The sequence below is a fragment of the Geomonas edaphica genome (assembly GCF_004917075.1).
Lineage (GTDB): Bacteria > Desulfobacterota > Desulfuromonadia > Geobacterales > Geobacteraceae > Geomonas > Geomonas edaphica.
This window is the reverse complement of sequence record NZ_SSYB01000003.1, coordinates 1-17,273: the sequence shown is the minus strand read 5'-3', so window position 1 is coordinate 17,273 and position 17,273 is coordinate 1. Positions and strand designations below refer to the sequence as shown.

Sequence of the window (17,273 nt, the reverse complement as noted above, 5' to 3'; positions counted from 1 at the left end):
CGCAATGCAAAGCCGGAACGCCACCACCATCGACGGGGTCCTCCCCGAGCTGATCGCGGCCCTCACGCAAAGGAACGTTGCCGTGCTGCAGGCGCCACCCGGCGCCGGCAAGACCACCCGCGTCCCTCTTGCCCTCCTCGACGCCCCTTTCCTCGGTGACGGGAAAATCATCATGCTCGAGCCGCGCCGGCTTGCCGCGGTCAACGCCGCCCGTTACATGGCGCAGTGCCTCGGCGAGGAGGTGGGTCAGCGGGTAGGCTACGCCATCCGTTTCGAACGCAAGGTCTCCCGGGCGACCCGCATCGAGGTGGTCACCGAGGGAATCCTCGCACGCCGTCTGCAGAGCGACCCGCTCCTCGAAGGGGTCTCGGCGGTGATCTTTGACGAGTTCCACGAGCGGAGCCTCACCTGCGATCTCTCCCTTGCCCTTTGCCGCGACGTGCAGCTCGGGCTGCGCGAGGACCTGCGCCTGCTGGTCATGTCGGCGACGCTCGATGCGGAGCCGGTAGCGAAACTCCTTGGCGGCGCACCCCTCGTCACCAGCGAAGGTCGCCAGTTCCCGGTCGACGTCCGTTATCTCAGCACAGAACCTGCGACGAGGCTCGCCGAAACCGCCTGCGCCGGGGTCATGAAGGCGCTTGCCGAGACCGAAGGGGACCTTCTGGTCTTCCTGCCGGGCGCGGGCGACATCAGGCGTTGCGAGAACATCCTTCAGGGGCAGGTCGGCTCCCGGGTGATGATCGCGGTCCTGTACGGCGACCTTCCCTTTGCGGCGCAGGAGCGGGCCATCCTCCCGGGCGAGCGCCGTAAGGTGGTGCTTGCCACCAACATCGCCGAGACGAGCCTCACCATCGAGGGGGTGCGGGTGGTGGTGGATACCGGCTATTCCCGCCAGCTCCGTTACGATCCCTCGACCGGCCTGAACCGCCTCGACACCATGCGCATTTCGGCCGCCTCTGCCCAGCAACGCGCCGGCCGCGCCGGCCGCGTAGCCCCCGGCGCCTGCTACCGCCTCTGGACCGAGCACACCCAGAGCGCTCTGCTTCCCTTCACCCCCCCCGAGATCAAGGTTTCCGACCTCGCTCCGCTGGCGCTGGACCTGGCGCAGTGGGGCGTGGCCGATCCCGCTTCGCTTAGCTTTCTCGACGCACCCCCGGCCGCCCATCTCGCCGAAGGTCGGGCGCTCTTGCGCGCCTTGGGCGCTCTCGATGCGCGCGGCACCCTCACCGACCTGGGGGCGAGGATGGCGGCGCTTCCCATGCACCCGCGCCTTGCCGCCATGCTGGTTGGTTCGCTCGCCGCGGGACACGCACCGCTTGCCTGTAAACTCGCCGCCATCCTCTCGGAACGTGACCTCATGCCGCGTGGCAGCGGTAGCATTTCCGATAGCGATCTGCTGGACCGTCTGGATGCGTTGGGCGAACGCCGCGACCCGCAGGGGGCGCGCACGGTTGAACGGCTCGCCGCCTACTTCCGCGGCGCCCTCGGGGTGCCGGACGCTTCCACGCATGCCGATGCGGCTACCGTGGGGCGGCTCCTCCTTATGGCCTATCCGGACCGCGTCGCGCGCGAGAGGAATCCCGGCTCCGGGCGCTACCTGATGGCCAACGGCACCGGGGCCAAACTTTCCCCGCGCAGTAACCTGAGGGCGCAGCCCTTCATCGTCGCCGTTGAGGTCGAGGGTGGGGGTGGCGAGGCGGACATACACATGGCGAGCGCTGTTTCCCTGGAGGCGGTCCGCTCCGGATGCGCGGGCGCCATCACGCGCGAGCGCAGGGTGTTCTGGGAAGAGCGCGAGGGAAGGGTGGTAGCCCGGGATGAAGAGCGGCTTGGCGCGGTTGTACTTTCCGAGCGGGCCGCGGTCCCCGAGAAGGGGGAGGTGGCTGCTGCGCTTCTGCAGGGGATACTGTCGGGGGCTGGCATCGGCGGGCTCAACTGGAGCGAGCAGGCCGCGCAGTACCGGAACCGGGTGCGCTTCCTGGCACGGGTGCTCCCCGAGGAGGAACTTCCCGACCTCTCCGACCAGGCGCTCACCGAGAGCGTCGGGCAGTGGCTGCTCCCCTACCTGCAAGGGGTGCGGAGCCAGGCCCAGCTTGCCAAGGTGGATCTGCTGCAGCCTTTGAAGGCCCTTCTTGACTATCGGAAGCAGCAGTTAGTGGAGCGGGAGGCACCCACGCACCTGCAGGTCCCCAGCGGGTCCCGCGTTTCGCTTGAGTATCCGGCAGAAGGGGAGCCGTTTCTGGCGGTGAAGCTTCAGGAGATGTTCGGCCTGGCCGAAACGCCGAGGCTCGCGCGGGGGAGGGTGCCGGTCCTGATCCACCTGTTGTCGCCTGCACGGCGTCCCATCCAGGTGACTGCCGATTTGAAGAGCTTCTGGAACGGTGCCTACCGTGAGGTGTGCAAGGAATTGAAAGGTCGCTACCCCAGGCATCCCTGGCCTGACGACCCGTGGAACGCCCCGGCAACAAGGCATGTGAAGAAGAGAATGTAATTGTGGTGCTGTGCGGCGACCCGGAGGGAGAGGGGATGAAGAGTACGTTGATTGCCGGTTCAGTTGATGTTGGTAAAGACCAGTGACCCGTCCTTGTGTACGTAGCTCCTGATGCTGTCGGCAACTTCAGGAATACCTGCCCCTGTCTCCAGATAGTTACGCGTCACGTTCACGCCGTTCCTCCAGAGTTCGAAGTGCACATGCGGGCCGGTCGATCTCCCGGTCGAGCCTGACAGCGCCACGGTCTGCCCCGCCGCCACCTGGTCCCCGACCTTGACCTCCAACTGCGCGTTGTGCCCGTACATAGAGACCATGCCGTCGGCATGCCGGATGGTCACCAGGTTGCCGTACCCCCCATGCATGCCGCTTTCGACCACCGTTCCCGCCGCAATCGCCTTCACCTTCGTGCCGGTCGGCACCGCAATGTCCAGGCCGTTATGATGCCGCAGACCTCCGTCGATTGGGTCATGGCGCATACCGTATCCGGAGGTGATTACCCCCTGGACCGGGAGGAGCCCTTCTGTGCCGGCAGGCTCGGACGATGCGGACGGCGTCTTGGCTGTGGTTCTCGCCGGCAGGTTCGTCTGTTTTGGTTTCCGCGCTTCGCGGATGATACGGACCGCGCTTTTGTTGGAAGGGGTGTTGGTGAAGACCTCTACGCCGTTTTCGTCGGTGTATCGGTAGAAGTCAGCGTAGACACTCTGCTTCGATATTAGGCAGAATAAGGCAGGTAGCAGTGCAAGCGCCAGCCGTGAAGTTCCGTTCCACCGTCGTGTGATTGCCTGTTTCTTCACTGTTGATCCTTGGTCCGGACTTCGGGGAGCGTCTCACTCTGCTTGAGGCAGTCGTACTATATTAGTATTGTCGGCGCTTTGCAAGTGGCAGCTACTTGTATCTACGGACCGGGCGGCGCTTGTGCCAGTGACGGTGCTGATGGGTGTGCGAATATTAATCATTGGGTTGCCTGGCTGGGCACTTCTCTTGCTTAATAAGCGTGACTCAGGCGTGATCGACTGTAAATGCCTGGAACTCTGAAATCTTCGATAAGCATTCTGCTTATTTTTTAGACACCGCTGCACAAAAAGGAGGCTGCACCGTGGAGATGTTTGGGCAAAATGTGTTTAACCAGTCCGTAATGAGAGATAGGCTGCCGAAAAGTGTTTTCAAGAACCTCAAGAAAACCATAGACGAAGGTCTGCCGCTGGATCCCTCCATCGCAGATGTTGTCGCTTCGGCAATGAAAGAGTGGGCAGTTGAAAGAGGTGCAACACATTTTACCCATTGGTTCCAGCCGATGACCGGCATCACCGCGGAGAAGCATGACTCCTTCATTTCGCCGGCGGATGGCGGCGCTCTGCTTGAGTTCTCCGGTAAAGAGCTGGTCAAGGGCGAGCCGGATGCCTCCTCTTTCCCGAGCGGCGGCCTGAGGGCGACCTTCGAAGCGAGGGGTTATACCGCCTGGGACTGCACCTCGCCTGCCTTCCTGAGGGAAGAGGCCGACGTCGTCACCCTCTGCATCCCCACCGCCTTCTGCTCCTACACCGGTGAGGCCTTGGACAAGAAGGTTCCTCTGCTTCGTTCCATGGAAGCGCTTTCCACGCAGGCCGTGCGTGTTCTTAAACTGTTCGGAAACACCAGTGTCACCAGGGTTACCTCGACCGTCGGAGCAGAGCAGGAATACTTCCTGGTAGACAAGTCCTTCTACCTGCAAAGACCCGACCTGATGATGGCCGGTAGAACCCTCTTCGGCGCCATGTCCTCCAAAGGGCAGGAGATGGAAGACCACTACTTCGGCAGCATCAAGGAAAGAGTGCTGGCGTACATGAAGGAAGTGAATGAAGAGCTGTGGAAGCTCGGTGTGTCCGCCAAAACCCAGCACAACGAGGTGGCGCCGGGACAGTTCGAAATAGCCCCGATTTTCGAGAACACCAACATCGCCACCGACCACAACCAGATGGTCATGGAGGTTCTCAAACGCGTTGCCCTCAGGCACGACATGGTCTGCCTGCTGCACGAAAAACCGTTTGCAGGCGTCAACGGTTCCGGCAAGCACAACAACTGGTCCATGAGCTCGAACGACGGGCAGAACCTGCTCGAGCCGGGCCGCACCCCCCATGAAAATGCCCAGTTCCTCACCTTCCTCATGGCAACCATCAAGGCTGTGGACACCTTTGCCGGGCTCCTGCGCTGCTCCTGCGCCAACGCCGGCAACGAGTATCGCCTGGGCGCCAACGAAGCACCTCCGGCGATCATTTCGGTCTTCCTCGGCGAGCAGCTTGCCGACATCATCGACCAGATCGTAGCGGGCAAGACGAAATCCTCCGAGATGAGCGGTCACATGGACATCGGTGTAAGCACCCTTCCTTCGCTGCCCAAAGACGCCACCGACAGGAACAGGACCTCGCCGTTCGCCTTCACCGGCAACAAGTTCGAATTCAGGATGCTCGGTTCCTCCTTCTCCATCTCGGGCCCGAACATCATCATCAACACCATCATCGCCCAAGCCCTGAAGGAATTCGCCGACGTGCTGGAGAAATCCACCAACTTCGACGCCGACCTCGACAAGCTGCTGCAGGATACCGCGAAGAAACACCAGCGCGTCATCTTCAACGGCAACAACTACTCCGACGAGTGGGTCCAGGAAGCTGCCAAGCGCGGCCTGCCCAACATCCCGAGCACTCCCGAAGCACTCAAAGAGCTGATTTCCAAGGAAGCCCAGGAGGTGTTCGCCGCTCACAGTGTCTTCAGTGACAAGGAACTGCATGCCCGTTACGAAATCATGGTCGAGCAGTACGTGAAGACCCTGAACATCGAAGCGCTGACCATGATCGACATGGCCAACCACAGCATCATCCCCACCGCCATCGAGTATGCGACCACGGTGGCAGCGTCCGTCAATGCGGTTACCGCGGTATCCAGCAAGCTGGACGTCTCCACCCAGAAGGAACTACTGGAAGAGCTCAGCGACAAGCTTGCCGCGATGAGCGCCAACACCAAGGCGCTTGAGAAGGCCCTTGAAGAGGCGAACGGCATCGCCGATGCCGACAAGCAGGCCGCTGCATTCAGGGCAAACGTCTTCACCAAGATGCTTGAGCTGCGCTCCACCGGTGATGCGCTGGAGAAAATCATCGCTGCCAAGTACTGGCCGCTGCCGACCTACAGGGAAATGCTTTTCGTTCTGTAATCCCTGAGTCTATTACTTGCCTGACAATAGGAGCCTCTTGACGGGGCTCCTATTTCAGCTTTGCCGCTAGGACGTGTTAATAAATAACTGGTTAATCAAGCCGTGGTCTGACTGGCCATATTGCAGACAATAGCCTGCGTAAGTTTTAGGCAACAGTCTTGTTGCCTTGATTGCCGGAGGCTGGGTCGCCCCGGCTAAGTTCCCGGAATCAGGAATGGGTGTTTACCTTCCAGTTGATTGGCCAAAGTCTTGCAACAGGGTCACCAAGCACCAGCCAGCGGTTTATTAAACCTTGCAATTCAATGGCAAGGTATCTATAATTCGCGGCGCACTGAACAACAAGCGGAGGATAACTGCCTTGAAAAAAGTCGAAGCAATCATAAAACCTTTTAAGCTTGATGAAGTGAAAGAAGCACTCAATGAGATCGGTATCCAGGGCATCACCATCGGTGAGGTCAAAGGTTTCGGTCGTCAAAAAGGGCACACCGAGCTTTACCGCGGCGCCGAGTACGTGGTCGATTTCATCCCGAAGATCAAGATGGAAATCATCGTGTCAGACGAAGTGGTAAGCAAGGTGGTAGACGCCATCGAGCAGGCAGCGAAAACAGGTCGCATCGGCGACGGCAAGATCTTTGTCACCCCCGTAGAAGAAGTAGTCCGGATCAGGACCGGTGAGAGGGGCGAGGACGCTCTCTAGTCGGCTGATTCTTTACTTAATTTGAAAGGAGACAGTAGATGACACCAAAACAAGTAGTGGAGTTTGCCAAAGAAAACGGCGTGCTGATGGTCGATTTCAAATTCATGGACTTCGTCGGCATCTGGCAGCACTTCACCGTGCCGATGAGCGAGTTCGGCGAGGACACCTTCGAGGAAGGGCAGGGCTTCGACGGCTCCTCCATCCGTGGGTGGCAGCCGATTCACGCTTCCGATATGATCATCCTCCCGGATCCGACCACCGCTAAAATGGATCCGTTCACCGCTGTTCCGACCCTCTCCCTGATCTGCGACATCTTCGACCCGATCACCAAAGAGAGCTACACCCGCGACCCGCGTAACATCGCGAAGAAGGCTGAGAGCTACCTGAAGTCCACCGGCCTCGCCGACACCGCTTACTTCGGACCGGAAGCTGAATTCTTCATCTTCGACGACGTCCGTTATGACTCCACCGCCAACTCCTCCTTCTACGCCGTCGACTCCGTCGAAGGCGCATGGAACTCCGGTCGTGAAGAGTTCCCGAACCTCGGGTACAAGCCGCGTCACAAGGAAGGCTACTTCCCGGTTGCACCGACCGACTCCCAGAACGACCTCCGTAACGAGATGGTGATGGAGCTCCAGAAAGTCGGCATTCGCGTCGAGTGCCAGCACCACGAGGTCGCCACCGGCGGCCAGGCCGAGATCGACATGCGCTTCTCCTCGCTCGTTGATATGGCCGACCAGCTCCAGTGGTTCAAGTACGTCATCAAGAACGTCGCGAACCGCAACGGCAAGACGGTCACCTTCATGCCGAAGCCGCTCTACGGCGACAACGGCTCCGGTATGCACTGCCACATGTCCCTCTGGAAAGACAGCACCAACCTCTTCGCCGGCGACAAATACGGCGGGCTTTCCCAGATGGCTCTGTACTATATCGGCGGCATCATCAAGCACGCCCGTGCCCTCTGCGCCTTCACCAACCCGACCACCAACTCCTACAAGCGTCTGGTGCCGGGCTTCGAGGCTCCGGTGAACATGGCTTACTCCAGCCGTAACCGTTCCGCTTCGCTGCGCATCCCGATGTTCTCCTCCAACCCGAAGGCGAAGAGGATCGAATATCGCACTCCGGACCCGTCCTGCAACGGCTACCTTGCCTTCGCGGCACTGCTGATGGCGGGTCTTGACGGCATCGAGAACAAGATCGATCCGGGCCAGCCGCTGGACAAGGACATCTACGGTCTTTCCCCGGAGGAGCTCTCCACCATCCCGTCCGCTCCGGGCAGCCTTGAGGAGGCTCTTAACGCCCTCAAGGAAGACAACGAGTTCCTCTACAAAGGCGACGTCTTCACCCCGGACGTCATCGACAAGTGGATCGAGTACAAAACCGAAGCCGAAGTCAACCCGGTCCGTATGCGTCCGGTACCGCTCGAGTTCGCACTGTACTTCGACATCTAGGCAGATCTGCTCATACGGGCAGCAAAAAAGGCGGGGGATTATTTCCCCGCCTTTTTCGCGTCATGGGAGGAGGCCTTTCTCCTTGATGCCATTCGGAAAAACTGCTAACTTCACGCACTGCCGATTTGCCGCTGAGGCGGCAGAGTGCCGTGGCGCTAGGGGGAAGTTTGCAGCAGCATGAGAAGGTGCAAAAGCTGGTCGAGTGGTTCGTGAAGGGGGCGTTGCGGCATGCCGCGGCGATGGAGACCATGGACGATGAGGCGGCTCCAGCTGAAGTCGCGGACCTGAATCGCTACTATGCGGCACTCAAGCGCGAGGGGGGAGTGGATGAACTTCTGCTTCGACTCGGCCATCCAGACCCGGCGGTTGTCGGGATGGTAGCTGTCTATGCCATGCGCGAGGCCCCAGGACGCTGCGTGGTGGCCCTAACCGCCATCGCGGCGCTGCCCGGATTGATCGGGTTCAGGGCGCAGGCAGCTCTTGAGCGCTGGGAAAACGGCGACTGGGAGAAATAGCCCCGGCTGGTCCCGATGGACTGCCGTCACTAAATGGAATCAACATAACTAAACTGGAGGTTCTTCGTGTCTGAGTTCAACAATGTAACCGTCGTCAAAGAGGCCAACGTCTATTTCAACGGGGCGGTCACCAGCCGTACCGTATTCTTCCAAGACGGGTCCCGCAAGACCCTGGGCATCATGATGCCTGGCGAGTACAGCTTCAACACCGGCTCCGCCGAGGTGATGGAGATCCTGTCGGGTGAGCTGACCGTGCTGCTCCCGGGTTCCCCTGACTGGGCCACCATCAGGGGTGGGGAGGCCTTCGAGGTCCCCGAGAACGCGAGCTTCGAGCTCAAGGTAACCACCGTCACCGACTACTGCTGCTCCTACCTCTAACATGACGCCCCTTGCCGAGGCTGATCCTCGGCAAGGGGCACGAGCGTGACCTTGATTTCCCAACCCTCAGAGACAAAAAGCATCGTAGGCCGTTTCGCCCCTTCCCCTACCGGACCGCTACACGTCGGTTCACTGGTGGCGGCGCTGGGGAGTTACCTGATCGCGAAGCGCGCTGGAGGCCTTTGGCTTTTGCGCATGGAGGATCTGGATCTGCCGCGCGTGGTCCCGGGTATCGCCGACGACATGATGGCGACGCTTGAGAAGCTGGGCTTTAAGTGGGACGGCGAGGTGCTCTACCAGAGCCGACGCACCGAGCAGTACCGCGCCGCAGCGAGGGAGTTGCAGCAGAAGGGCCTTGCCTACGCCTGCGGCTGTACCAGAAAGGAAATCGCCGAGATCGCCTCCGCACCCCATGAAGGGGAGCTGGTCTATCCCGGGGTGTGCAGAGAAGGATTACCGCCGGAAAAGGTGGAAAGGGCGTTGCGGGTTAAGGTCTACGATGAGGTGATTTCCTTCGAGGACGGTATCGTGGGGCGCTACAGCCAGCATCTCTCCGCGTCCTGCGGCGATTTTGTCATCCATCGGGCCGATGGGCCTTATGCCTACCATCTTGCCGTGGTGGTCGACGACGCCGCCTCCGGGGTGAATCAGGTGGTGCGCGGCTGCGATCTGCTTGCCTCCACGCCGCGCCAGATCTACCTGCAGCGCATCTTCGGATTCCCGACGCCGGATTACTACCATCTGCCGCTGGTGACCGGGCCCGATGGTTCGAAACTAAGCAAGCGCGACAACGCCGTTTCCCTGGCTGCCGGTCGCGATCTCGACCGCGACGGCGGCAGCCTCCTCTGTGCCGCGCTTCGTTTTCTGGGGCAGGCCCCGCCGCCTGAACTGCAGGATGCCCCTCCCGCGGAAGTGCTCGCCTGGGGTGTCGCCCATCTCAATCTAGGCGCCGTTCCCCGCACCCCCGCCCCATTTCTTTAAAGCACTGAGAAGAATTCCGTACAGCTCTCCACGAAGCGCTGCAAGAGCCCTGACGTTCCCCCTTTTTGCGAATCCGAGAATTCTGGGAGCAAAGGGGTTGTTGCCACGAAGTAGTGAGCGTGGCCAAGTGTCCCCCCTTTTGCGAAGGGGGGCAGGGGGGATTTGCCTTTGAACCCCGTGCTACCCTTATTCATCCCTGATCGAGAAAAGGTGAAGCCGGCAGCGATTCCCTCTTCGCCGGAGGACCCTGTTCTCGTCTCTGCAACCCTTCCCTGATCTGGTCCAGCATCTCTCCGCTCATCCCCGGTTCCTTCATCATGTGCCGCACCATCGCCTCGTTCAGCGTCTTGCATCCCGAGAGAAAGAGAAAGCCGAGCAGCAGGAAACTTGAAGGCCTCACGCTTCCTTTCTCCTCTTCTCCACCGCGCGCCACTTCTCAAGCTCCGCCTCCGTTACCGGCTGCCACTGCGGGACCGGAGAGGGATGCCAGTTCTCGTCCACCGCCACCATGGTGAATATGCCGCTCGCCGCGAGACGCTTCACGCCGTCGGTGACGTTCTCCGCCTCGACCTCGACCTCGACCTCCATTGACGAGCGCCCGACGTGGATGATGGTGGCCCGCGAGTAGATCACCTCGCCCACGTTGATGGGGGTGAGGAAGCTTATGCGCTGCGCGCAAGCGGTCACGACCCTCTTGCGCGCGTATCTCCAGCAGACCACACCGGCCGTCTTGTCCATGATACTCATGATGACCCCGCCGAAGATGTTGCCGTAAGAGTTCGTATCCTTCGGGAGGAGGGTCTCGATCAGTTCCGCCTTCCTGTTATCCATGAAAGCTCCTTTTCATTGCGTCCTGATACCGGCCGCGATGATTCTTTTCAGTTGTGCCGCGTTGGCGCGCTCCATCGCTTTACCCGTAATGCTGCTTATGGTGCGGTTGCGCCTCTCCTCGGTCGGGTAGACGGAGCATTCGATCTCGACGCCGTCGTCCTCGAGGTAGATGTGGGTGTAGTCCCTGATCACGCCCCCCTTCCTGATGGGGACCGTCTCGGTCTGGAAGGCCATCCCGTGCTCCGCAAGCATCTTCTCCACATCCTCGACGGCATCGGCAAAGAGGTGGATGTCGATGTCGCTGCGCTCGGTGACCGCCCCGGAGAGGACCGAGCCTACCAGGTACGGCGAAAAGGGGGCGAAGAACTCCAGGTAGGAGAGGGCGGTGAGCCTCAGGCGCAAAAGCCGTTCCGGAAGCACCTTCTCTTCCCTGGCCGCGATCAAACGGGCGAGCTCGTCGTGAATCTCCGCGTTGGTGGGGAGGTGGGAGCCGAGCGACAGTGCCTTCTCGGGGCCGAACCGTTTCGCAGCCTTGCGTTTCGCGTCGCGATACTCACGGACGCCGTCCTCGTACATGAGCCGCGCCGCCTCGCTGGCGATCATGTCGCGTATCTTGTCGTCCTTTCTCATGATGAGAGTATAGCGGATGACGCGCGATATGATACGACATTTGCGGAGGAGGGGGTACCGGATTTTTTCGTGTCATTAAAAAAAGGGGTTGACTGGGAGCCATCGGTTTGCTATAAACAGGATCTCTTCTGAGCGGGAATAACTCAGTGGTAGAGTGCAACCTTGCCAAGGTTGAAGTCGCGGGTTCGAACCCCGTTTCCCGCTCCATTTACCTACAAGGAATCCTTACGGATTCTTCTCTTTAAGCCCCGGCTTTCGCATGAACTTTCGCATGCGGCCGGGGCTTTCGCTTATCTGCCGTTTTTGAAGTCCCTCCCCGAAGTAGGCGAGGATCTTCAGACGGTCCTGCTCCAACGCTGAACTCTACCTTTTGAGATTCCAGCCCTTCGTCCGGACCGGCGCTAGCAGGACGGGACGAAGATTAGCACGCGCGATTAGCCGCGATCAATGTAAATGTACTGTCCTTCGCGATTAGCAGTACACGCCGGGCGGCAGTGTCTTGTCAGCGGAAAAGCAACTCTTTCAGCGATGGCAAAGGAGACCGCTTTTTACAGCATATGAGAGAAGAGGTGCGAAAACCACTCCCTAATCCTTGAGCTCCATGGCCTCTTTTCCCATTCTTCATTCTTTATTGGATCTGATTCGGCGAGGTCTTTAGTAAACATATTCTCCATTTTGGCGCCGAAATCTCCGCCTAAAATGACCGTATTTATCTCGAAGTTTTGGGAAAAGCTTAAAAAGTCAAGGTTGGTAGATCCGACGGTTGCCCAGACGCCGTCTATAACTGCGGTCTTGGCGTGCAGGATGGCGTTGCGTCGTTGATAAAGTTTGACACCCGACTCCAGCAGCTCGTCATAATAATACCTTCCTGCATATAGCGCCAGATTCTGATCGCTGGTTTTCGGCAGGATGATCCTGACGTCCACCCCGTTTTGGGCGGCATCGCATAGAGCTTTTATCATCTGCCGGTCAGGAACGAAATAAGAGATCGTCAAATGAATCGATTTCTCGGCGAAGGCGACTGCGGACACATACATGATGAAGGTGGTTCTGCCCGCTTCGCCGGGACTGCTCTTTACGACCTGCACCAGGTTGTTGCCGTACTCCTTCTGTACCGGGAAGTAGTCCCTGTCATTCAGAACCGGCCCCTTCTGCATTGTCCATGCGTGGAGAAATACCTTCTGTAATTCAGCCACGGCCGGACCTTCTATAAGGATGTCCGTATCGCGCCATGGAATTTTGGTCGTGTCCTCTCCTTCACCGACGAACTTGCTCGAATAGACCTGGCTGATGTTGACCCCACCGGTTATCGCCATCTTGCCGTCCACGACCAGTAGCTTTCGGTGATCCCGCAAAGCCAGCCGCCACTTCTTCGAAGCTTTCAGCGGATTTATCGGATTAAATTCTACGACGTTGACGCCTTTGTCCCGCAACCTTTTGAAAAATGAAGCGGATGTCGCCATACTCCCAACGCTGTCGTACATGAGATTCACCCGGACTCCTTCCTGCCGTTTCCAGATGAGCAGATCCGCGAGCTTTTGCCCCGTTTCGTCATCCTTAAAAATGAACGTTTCCATGTTTACCGTGTGCCTTGCGCTCTTTATCGCCTTGAACATGGCAGCAAACGTGGCGGGTCCGTCGACAAGTAGCCTTACTCTGTTCCCCTTGATGAGGGGGGCTCCGCTCACCTCCTCGTTTACCGCGATCTGGCGCTCCAGAACCTCCGTCGGGCCGGCTGATGCTTTCAGACGATCCATGATGGTCCTGCTCTGTTTTGGGGACAACACTCCGGCAATCGACGAAATCCGCGGGGGGGTCCCGTCAGACTGGACCTTGTCTATGACTTCAGATGCTTTGGGCAGGGTTGCGCACCCGGAAGCTAATCCGAAAGAAACGATCAAAACTAACGATACTGGCAATCGCATATTGGACACCATGGTTAAAACAGAACGAAGGTAACCGTTGACTTCGTGCTTTTGTTCCAACTGGTCACCACCAGGCTGACCGGCTTGACCGATACTGGCGTTTGTTGTTTTCTGCTCTTTCAAAGAGAGAGGGGGCGGCCCTCAGAGGGTCTCCGACACAAGGCTCTTCTGCCAATTGTAGGGTGTTTGCGTCAGACGTCCACCATTGTAGTCAGTTCCCGTGATGCAGGCCATCTCAGGGGGATGATTCCCGCAACGACGAGTGTGTCGAATGGGACATCGTCGAGCACGCTACCTCAAATCAACAGATATGCTGATTAGGCATGACCTTTCGCTACAGACATCCACGATCCCTCTCCCAGAGGGTGATGGGATCAGCGTAAGATCGTCGCTAATCCTGACAGATATTGCTTGGTTTGGGTGTGCACGGGGGAAGGGAGGAGGCAGCTGCGATGATTCGATGCGGTTTTTCAGACCATAAAGGGAAAGGGCCCAGCTGAGACCAGCTAGGCCCTAACCAGATCGCCGGTGCTCTTGGGCAGGAGGATGTCAAGACGTTGCCTAATCGCTTTGGTAATTGGAATTTTGCGTTTCAGATAGAAAGTTTTCGGCGTGTCGTTCTCCCGCCTCCCTTACATTGGTGTGCTGCACATGATGTAATCGGGGTGGATATCACTTCTCCAAAGGCCCGCCTTGTTGCTCGGTTTTGAAACCTGATGATGTCGGAGATCTTTACGATAGGCCACAAATATGTCGAAGATGTTTACGTTTAACATATTAATCCAAAAACTAAAACCCGCTAAGGGGTTGAAAAATAGAGACCTAAATCGCTGGCACGTTTACTGCAAATTTTGTAAGGTTTACCAGAGGGATTTCGAACGTTTCTGGCCGTTCAAGTCCCGATAAAATCTTCGGAAATGGCTTATTGTGGTATTGAAGCCGGGAGGTTTATGATGTTTCTTGCTATCATGAAATACTGTGCCGTTCTATTACTTTTGTGCAGTGCTCTACCCTCTTCAGCCGAAGCTCTCCCCTACACGAGGTATAACCTTACTGGTCATGACGATTCAGTGCTTTTTAACGGGTACGCAATTTTCAACAATAATCCTACCATTTATACCTCTATCTACCAATCTCCTAGTCCTTTCGACTTTCCTGCTGAGGTAAGTGAAACTTTCTCAATACCTAAGTTTTATTTGACATCCAGCACAGGGGATATTTACGTAGGCTCGGGTTATCTTCAACTGATGGACCTGCATGGGCAAGCTAACGACTGTTGGAATCTGGGCCCTTTTTATCAATATTCACCTACTGGAGGCTACGGTTCCGTCAGCCAGGAGCTTGACCACTCCCCCAACGGCCTGCCTATAACCCTACCGGACTCTTTCTATTTCTTTGGGGGGCTGGCCACTGACTATTCGATCGGTTTCGATGGAGGGTTACATTTCAGTAACCCAGAGGCTATCCCTGCAGTCCCGGAACCAGGAACTTTTAGGCTGCTTGCAGCCGGGCTTTGCTGTTTGATTTTAGTAAGTAAATGCCGTCAGTCATGGGCTTCCTTTTAAATTTCGCGGCTCATACTGCGTGTGTTGTACTGCACAGATAGTGAGTCCACACTTGATAAGTTAGGAACACCCTACCCTTGAATATGTCATTTTGTTATCGCCCATAAGTCAAAGAAAATGGCCGATTGGCGTTGTAAACATCACATTGGCAGTAACATACAAAGCAATTTATCCTGCCATCAGCAAAAAGTTTCCCCCTCATTTGTCAGCGATGTGACATCCACGACCCGACTTTCAGCTAGTTCTCACCTTACAGGGTAAATTCCAATCGACACACACAACCCATAAAGGAATTTCCGAAATGGACATACCCCGGATCTTCAACATCACCGAAAGTGCTCACCGCATCCATAACCCTTTCACTCCAGAAAAGCTCGCAACTCTCGGTGCGGCACTGCGTATGGAAAAGGGGACTCGGGTGCTCGATCTAGGGAGCGGATCGGGGGAAATGCTCTGCACCTGGGCCCGCGATTACGGAATCATCGGAACCGGCATCGACATGAGCCAGTTATTCAGCAATCAAGCAAAGCTCCGCGCCGAAGAACTTGGCGTCGCCGAACAAGTCCAGTTCATCCATGGTGATGCTGCCGGCTATGTCTCGGACGACAAGGTAGGTGTTGCAGCCTGTGTCGGTGCCACCTGGATCGGCGGTGGAGTCGCCGGCACTATCGAGCTCTTGGCGCAGAGTCTGCGTGCCGGAGGGATCATCCTCATCGGCGAGCCTCACTGGAGACAGTTGCCTCCGACGGACGATGTTGCCAAGGGGTGTCTTGCCAATTCGATCTCCGATTTCCTCATGCTGCCGGAACTGCTCGCTTCTTTTGGCCGCTTGGGCTATGACGTCGTTGAAATGGTGCTGGCCGATCAGGACGGCTGGGACAGATATGAGGCGGCCAAATGGCTTACCATGCGCCGATGGCTTGAAGCCAATCCAGACGATGAGTTAGCGATAGAGGTCCGTGCGCAACTGACCTCGGAGCCGCAGCGCTACGCCTCAAACACACGCGAGTACCTGGGCTGGGGCGTATTCGCGTTGATGCCGCGATAGCTAAAAACGGAATTGCAAAGTTAACCGATTCGGTCTACGCTCGCCCGCAAAACTCATTGCGGGAGCCTCTATGAAAACAATCTCTATCGACGACCTCTCCAGCCTTAGCAGCCAAGCTGAACAATCCCCACGCAAGCGGATGAATCGTAACCTTCATTCCGAACTGTCCGACCCCATCCAGCGCTTAGCGATAGCAATGGAGCCGGACACCTATATTCGCCCTCATCGCCATCTCAATTCATGGGAGCTTTTGACCCCACTGCGGGGCCGCTTTGTCGTCTTGACCTTTGATGATGACGGCGTCGTCATCGGTCGTGCAGTGCTAGGTGAAGGCGTTTGCGTGGTCGAAACTCCGGTCGCGACATGGCATGCGGTCCTCTCTCTTGATACCGGTGGTGTCATCTTTGAAGTCAAACACGGCCCGTACGCTCCTTTCAAAGAGGAAGACTTCGCCTCCTGGTCGCCTTCTGCCGATGATGATGCGCAAAAGGAACTCATGCATTGGTTCCGTGATGCCGAGGTCGGGCAACGTTGGCCTGGTTGTGGGGTTCGATGACGGGACGTTAAAGGAGACTGCACCCCATGAGAATCGCAACAGAGCATGACCTCGAGACGATCGTCGCGATCTATAACTCAACGGTACCGACGCGACAATCCACTGCCGACACAGTAGAGGTGAGTGTCGCCTCCAAGATGGAATGGTTTCGGCAACATGAGCCTCACAAGCGTCCCTTGTTGGTATGTGAAAGAGACGGCCAAATAGTTGCGTGGGTGAGTTTCCAGTCCTTCTACGGCCGCCCGGCGTATGACCACACTGCCGAGATAAGTATCTATATTTCGCCAGAACAGAGAGGCAAGGGGCTCGGACGCGAGGTGCTCGCAGAGGCATTGGAGATGACGCAGGGACTTCAGATCAAGACCGTTGTCGGGTTCATATTTTCACATAACGAACCGAGTATCCGGTTGTTCAAGTCATTGGGCTTTGAGGAGTGGGGTAAGCTGCCAAGAATCGCTGAAATGGACGGGGAGGAATACAGCCTGTCTATTTTGGGTAAACGAGTGAATCTATAACCCAGACCAAGAGAGGCGTTACGTCCCTACCTACGTGAAGATTCCGGGCCTGCCACTTAGCGGATCCTCTGCGAAGGGGAGGGAGGGCGCTGCCCGAAGTGAATCGCTGCTGCCGACGCCCTCACCCCGCCCTCTCCCAGAGGGAGAGGGGGATGGTCGAAAGTCACTGATCGCTACCGACGAGTCGTTGACCGCTCTGGACGAGTCGTTGACCGCTCTGGACGAGTCGTTGACCTCTCCGGACGAGTCGTTGATCGCTCCGAACGAGTCGTTGATCGCTCCGAACGAGTCGTTGATCGCTCCGGACGAGTCGTTGATCACTCCGGACGAGTCGTTGATCGCTCCGGACGAGTCGTTGATCGCTCTGAACGAGTCGTTGACCGCTCTGGACGAATCGTTGACCGCTCTGGACGAGTCGTTGATCGCTCCGGACGAGTAGTTGATTGCTCCAAACGAGTCGTTGACCGCTCCTTACGAGTCGTTGACCGCTCTGGACGAGTCGTTGA

The 17,273-nt window shown here is 57.7% G+C and carries 17 protein-coding genes and 1 tRNA gene; 13 read left to right on the top strand and 5 right to left on the bottom strand.

The window, feature by feature from the left end:
• Positions 1-4: 4 nt before the first annotated feature.
• Positions 5-2,491 (top strand): ATP-dependent helicase HrpB, encoded by a 2,487-nt coding sequence (gene hrpB / locus E8K79_RS09120; protein ID WP_136514495.1) that lies wholly within the window; start codon positions 5-7, stop codon positions 2,489-2,491.
• Between the two features lie 59 nt (positions 2,492-2,550).
• Here the strand turns inward: hrpB and E8K79_RS09115 are convergent, their stop codons facing one another.
• The gene (locus tag E8K79_RS09115) at positions 2,551-3,285 is read right to left on the bottom strand and encodes a peptidoglycan DD-metalloendopeptidase family protein (protein ID WP_136514494.1); all 735 of its coding nucleotides are present in this window, start codon (positions 3,283-3,285) and stop codon (positions 2,551-2,553) included.
• 308 nt (positions 3,286-3,593) lie between these two features.
• On the opposite strand from E8K79_RS09115, the gene E8K79_RS09110 reads away from it, so the two are divergent.
• From E8K79_RS09110 to gluQRS, 6 genes are all read left to right on the top strand, one after another.
• Positions 3,594-5,675 carry a glutamine synthetase III family protein gene (locus E8K79_RS09110; protein WP_281276069.1) on the top strand — a complete coding sequence of 694 codons (2,082 nt, stop codon included), beginning with the start codon at positions 3,594-3,596 and terminating at the stop codon, positions 5,673-5,675.
• A 358-nt stretch (positions 5,676-6,033) separates the two neighbouring features.
• The gene (locus tag E8K79_RS09105; RefSeq protein WP_129126904.1) at positions 6,034-6,372 is read left to right on the top strand and encodes a P-II family nitrogen regulator; all 339 of its coding nucleotides are present in this window, start codon (positions 6,034-6,036) and stop codon (positions 6,370-6,372) included.
• Between the two features lie 38 nt (positions 6,373-6,410).
• Positions 6,411-7,823, top strand: a complete 1,413-nt coding sequence (gene glnA, locus E8K79_RS09100; protein ID WP_136514492.1) for a type I glutamate--ammonia ligase — start codon at positions 6,411-6,413, stop codon at positions 7,821-7,823.
• Between the two features lie 167 nt (positions 7,824-7,990).
• Entirely contained in the window at positions 7,991-8,338 is a 348-nt protein-coding gene (locus E8K79_RS09095) for a hypothetical protein (protein ID WP_136514491.1), read from the top strand.
• Between the two features lie 66 nt (positions 8,339-8,404).
• Positions 8,405-8,716, top strand: coding sequence for a pyrimidine/purine nucleoside phosphorylase (ppnP, locus tag E8K79_RS09090; RefSeq protein WP_136514490.1), 312 nt, complete (start codon positions 8,405-8,407; stop codon positions 8,714-8,716).
• Positions 8,717-8,767: 51 nt separating this feature from the next.
• Positions 8,768-9,697, top strand: a complete 930-nt coding sequence (gene gluQRS, locus E8K79_RS09085) for a tRNA glutamyl-Q(34) synthetase GluQRS (RefSeq protein WP_136514734.1) — start codon at positions 8,768-8,770, stop codon at positions 9,695-9,697.
• 190 nt (positions 9,698-9,887) lie between these two features.
• On the opposite strand, the gene E8K79_RS09080 is transcribed toward gluQRS, so the two are convergent.
• From E8K79_RS09080 to E8K79_RS09070, 3 genes are read right to left on the bottom strand one after another with little or no spacing between them, the layout of a single operon-like run.
• Positions 9,888-10,097 carry a hypothetical protein gene (locus E8K79_RS09080; protein WP_136514489.1) on the bottom strand — a complete coding sequence of 70 codons (210 nt, stop codon included), beginning with the start codon at positions 10,095-10,097 and terminating at the stop codon, positions 9,888-9,890.
• Entirely contained in the window at positions 10,094-10,528 is a 435-nt protein-coding gene (locus tag E8K79_RS09075; protein ID WP_136514488.1) for an acyl-CoA thioesterase, read from the bottom strand. Before E8K79_RS09075 ends, E8K79_RS09080 begins: the two co-directional genes overlap by 4 nt.
• Positions 10,529-10,540: 12 nt before the next feature.
• Positions 10,541-11,158, bottom strand: coding sequence for a hypothetical protein (locus E8K79_RS09070; RefSeq protein ID WP_136514487.1), 618 nt, complete (start codon positions 11,156-11,158; stop codon positions 10,541-10,543).
• 132 nt (positions 11,159-11,290) lie between these two features.
• Between E8K79_RS09070 and E8K79_RS09065 the strand changes: the two genes are divergently transcribed.
• Positions 11,291-11,365, top strand: a tRNA-Gly gene (locus tag E8K79_RS09065).
• Between the two features lie 341 nt (positions 11,366-11,706).
• Here the strand turns inward: E8K79_RS09065 and cls are convergent.
• Positions 11,707-12,915: a cardiolipin synthase gene (gene cls / locus E8K79_RS09060; RefSeq protein WP_246043781.1), complete on the bottom strand. Its 1,209-nt coding sequence runs from the start codon at positions 12,913-12,915 to the stop codon at positions 11,707-11,709.
• Between the two features lie 1,121 nt (positions 12,916-14,036).
• On the opposite strand from cls, the gene E8K79_RS09055 reads away from it, so the two are divergent.
• The 5 genes from E8K79_RS09055 (at position 14,037) to E8K79_RS21110 (ending at position 17,206) form a co-directional block, all read left to right on the top strand.
• On the top strand, positions 14,037-14,648 hold the full coding sequence (locus E8K79_RS09055) for a hypothetical protein (protein WP_136514486.1): 612 nt from the start codon (positions 14,037-14,039) through the stop codon (positions 14,646-14,648).
• A 301-nt stretch (positions 14,649-14,949) separates the two neighbouring features.
• Entirely contained in the window at positions 14,950-15,696 is a 747-nt protein-coding gene (locus E8K79_RS09050) for an SAM-dependent methyltransferase (RefSeq protein ID WP_136514485.1), read from the top strand.
• 70 nt (positions 15,697-15,766) lie between these two features.
• The gene (locus E8K79_RS09045; RefSeq protein WP_136514484.1) at positions 15,767-16,252 is read left to right on the top strand and encodes a WbuC family cupin fold metalloprotein; all 486 of its coding nucleotides are present in this window, start codon (positions 15,767-15,769) and stop codon (positions 16,250-16,252) included.
• A 26-nt stretch (positions 16,253-16,278) separates the two neighbouring features.
• A complete protein-coding gene (locus tag E8K79_RS09040) occupies positions 16,279-16,767 on the top strand; it encodes a GNAT family N-acetyltransferase (RefSeq protein WP_136514483.1) in 489 nt (162 codons plus the stop codon).
• A 187-nt stretch (positions 16,768-16,954) separates the two neighbouring features.
• Positions 16,955-17,206: a hypothetical protein gene (locus E8K79_RS21110; RefSeq protein ID WP_162604640.1), complete on the top strand. Its 252-nt coding sequence runs from the start codon at positions 16,955-16,957 to the stop codon at positions 17,204-17,206.
• Positions 17,207-17,273: the final 67 nt, after the last annotated feature.

Coding starts and splice junctions, on each gene's coding strand:
- E8K79_RS09070 (WP_136514487.1), bottom strand. CDS start 11,158: ATGAGAAAGGACGACAAGATACGCGACATGATCGCCAGCGAGGCGGCG.
- cls (WP_246043781.1), bottom strand. CDS start 12,915: ATGGATCGTCTGAAAGCATCAGCCGGCCCGACGGAGGTTCTGGAGCGC.
- E8K79_RS09075 (WP_136514488.1), bottom strand. CDS start 10,528: ATGGATAACAGGAAGGCGGAACTGATCGAGACCCTCCTCCCGAAGGAT.
- E8K79_RS09110 (WP_281276069.1), top strand. CDS start 3,594: ATGTTTGGGCAAAATGTGTTTAACCAGTCCGTAATGAGAGATAGGCTG.
- E8K79_RS09050 (WP_136514485.1), top strand. CDS start 14,950: ATGGACATACCCCGGATCTTCAACATCACCGAAAGTGCTCACCGCATC.
- glnA (WP_136514492.1), top strand. CDS start 6,411: ATGACACCAAAACAAGTAGTGGAGTTTGCCAAAGAAAACGGCGTGCTG.
- E8K79_RS09040 (WP_136514483.1), top strand. CDS start 16,279: ATGAGAATCGCAACAGAGCATGACCTCGAGACGATCGTCGCGATCTAT.
- hrpB (WP_136514495.1), top strand. CDS start 5: ATGCAAAGCCGGAACGCCACCACCATCGACGGGGTCCTCCCCGAGCTG.
- E8K79_RS09055 (WP_136514486.1), top strand. CDS start 14,037: ATGTTTCTTGCTATCATGAAATACTGTGCCGTTCTATTACTTTTGTGC.
- E8K79_RS09045 (WP_136514484.1), top strand. CDS start 15,767: ATGAAAACAATCTCTATCGACGACCTCTCCAGCCTTAGCAGCCAAGCT.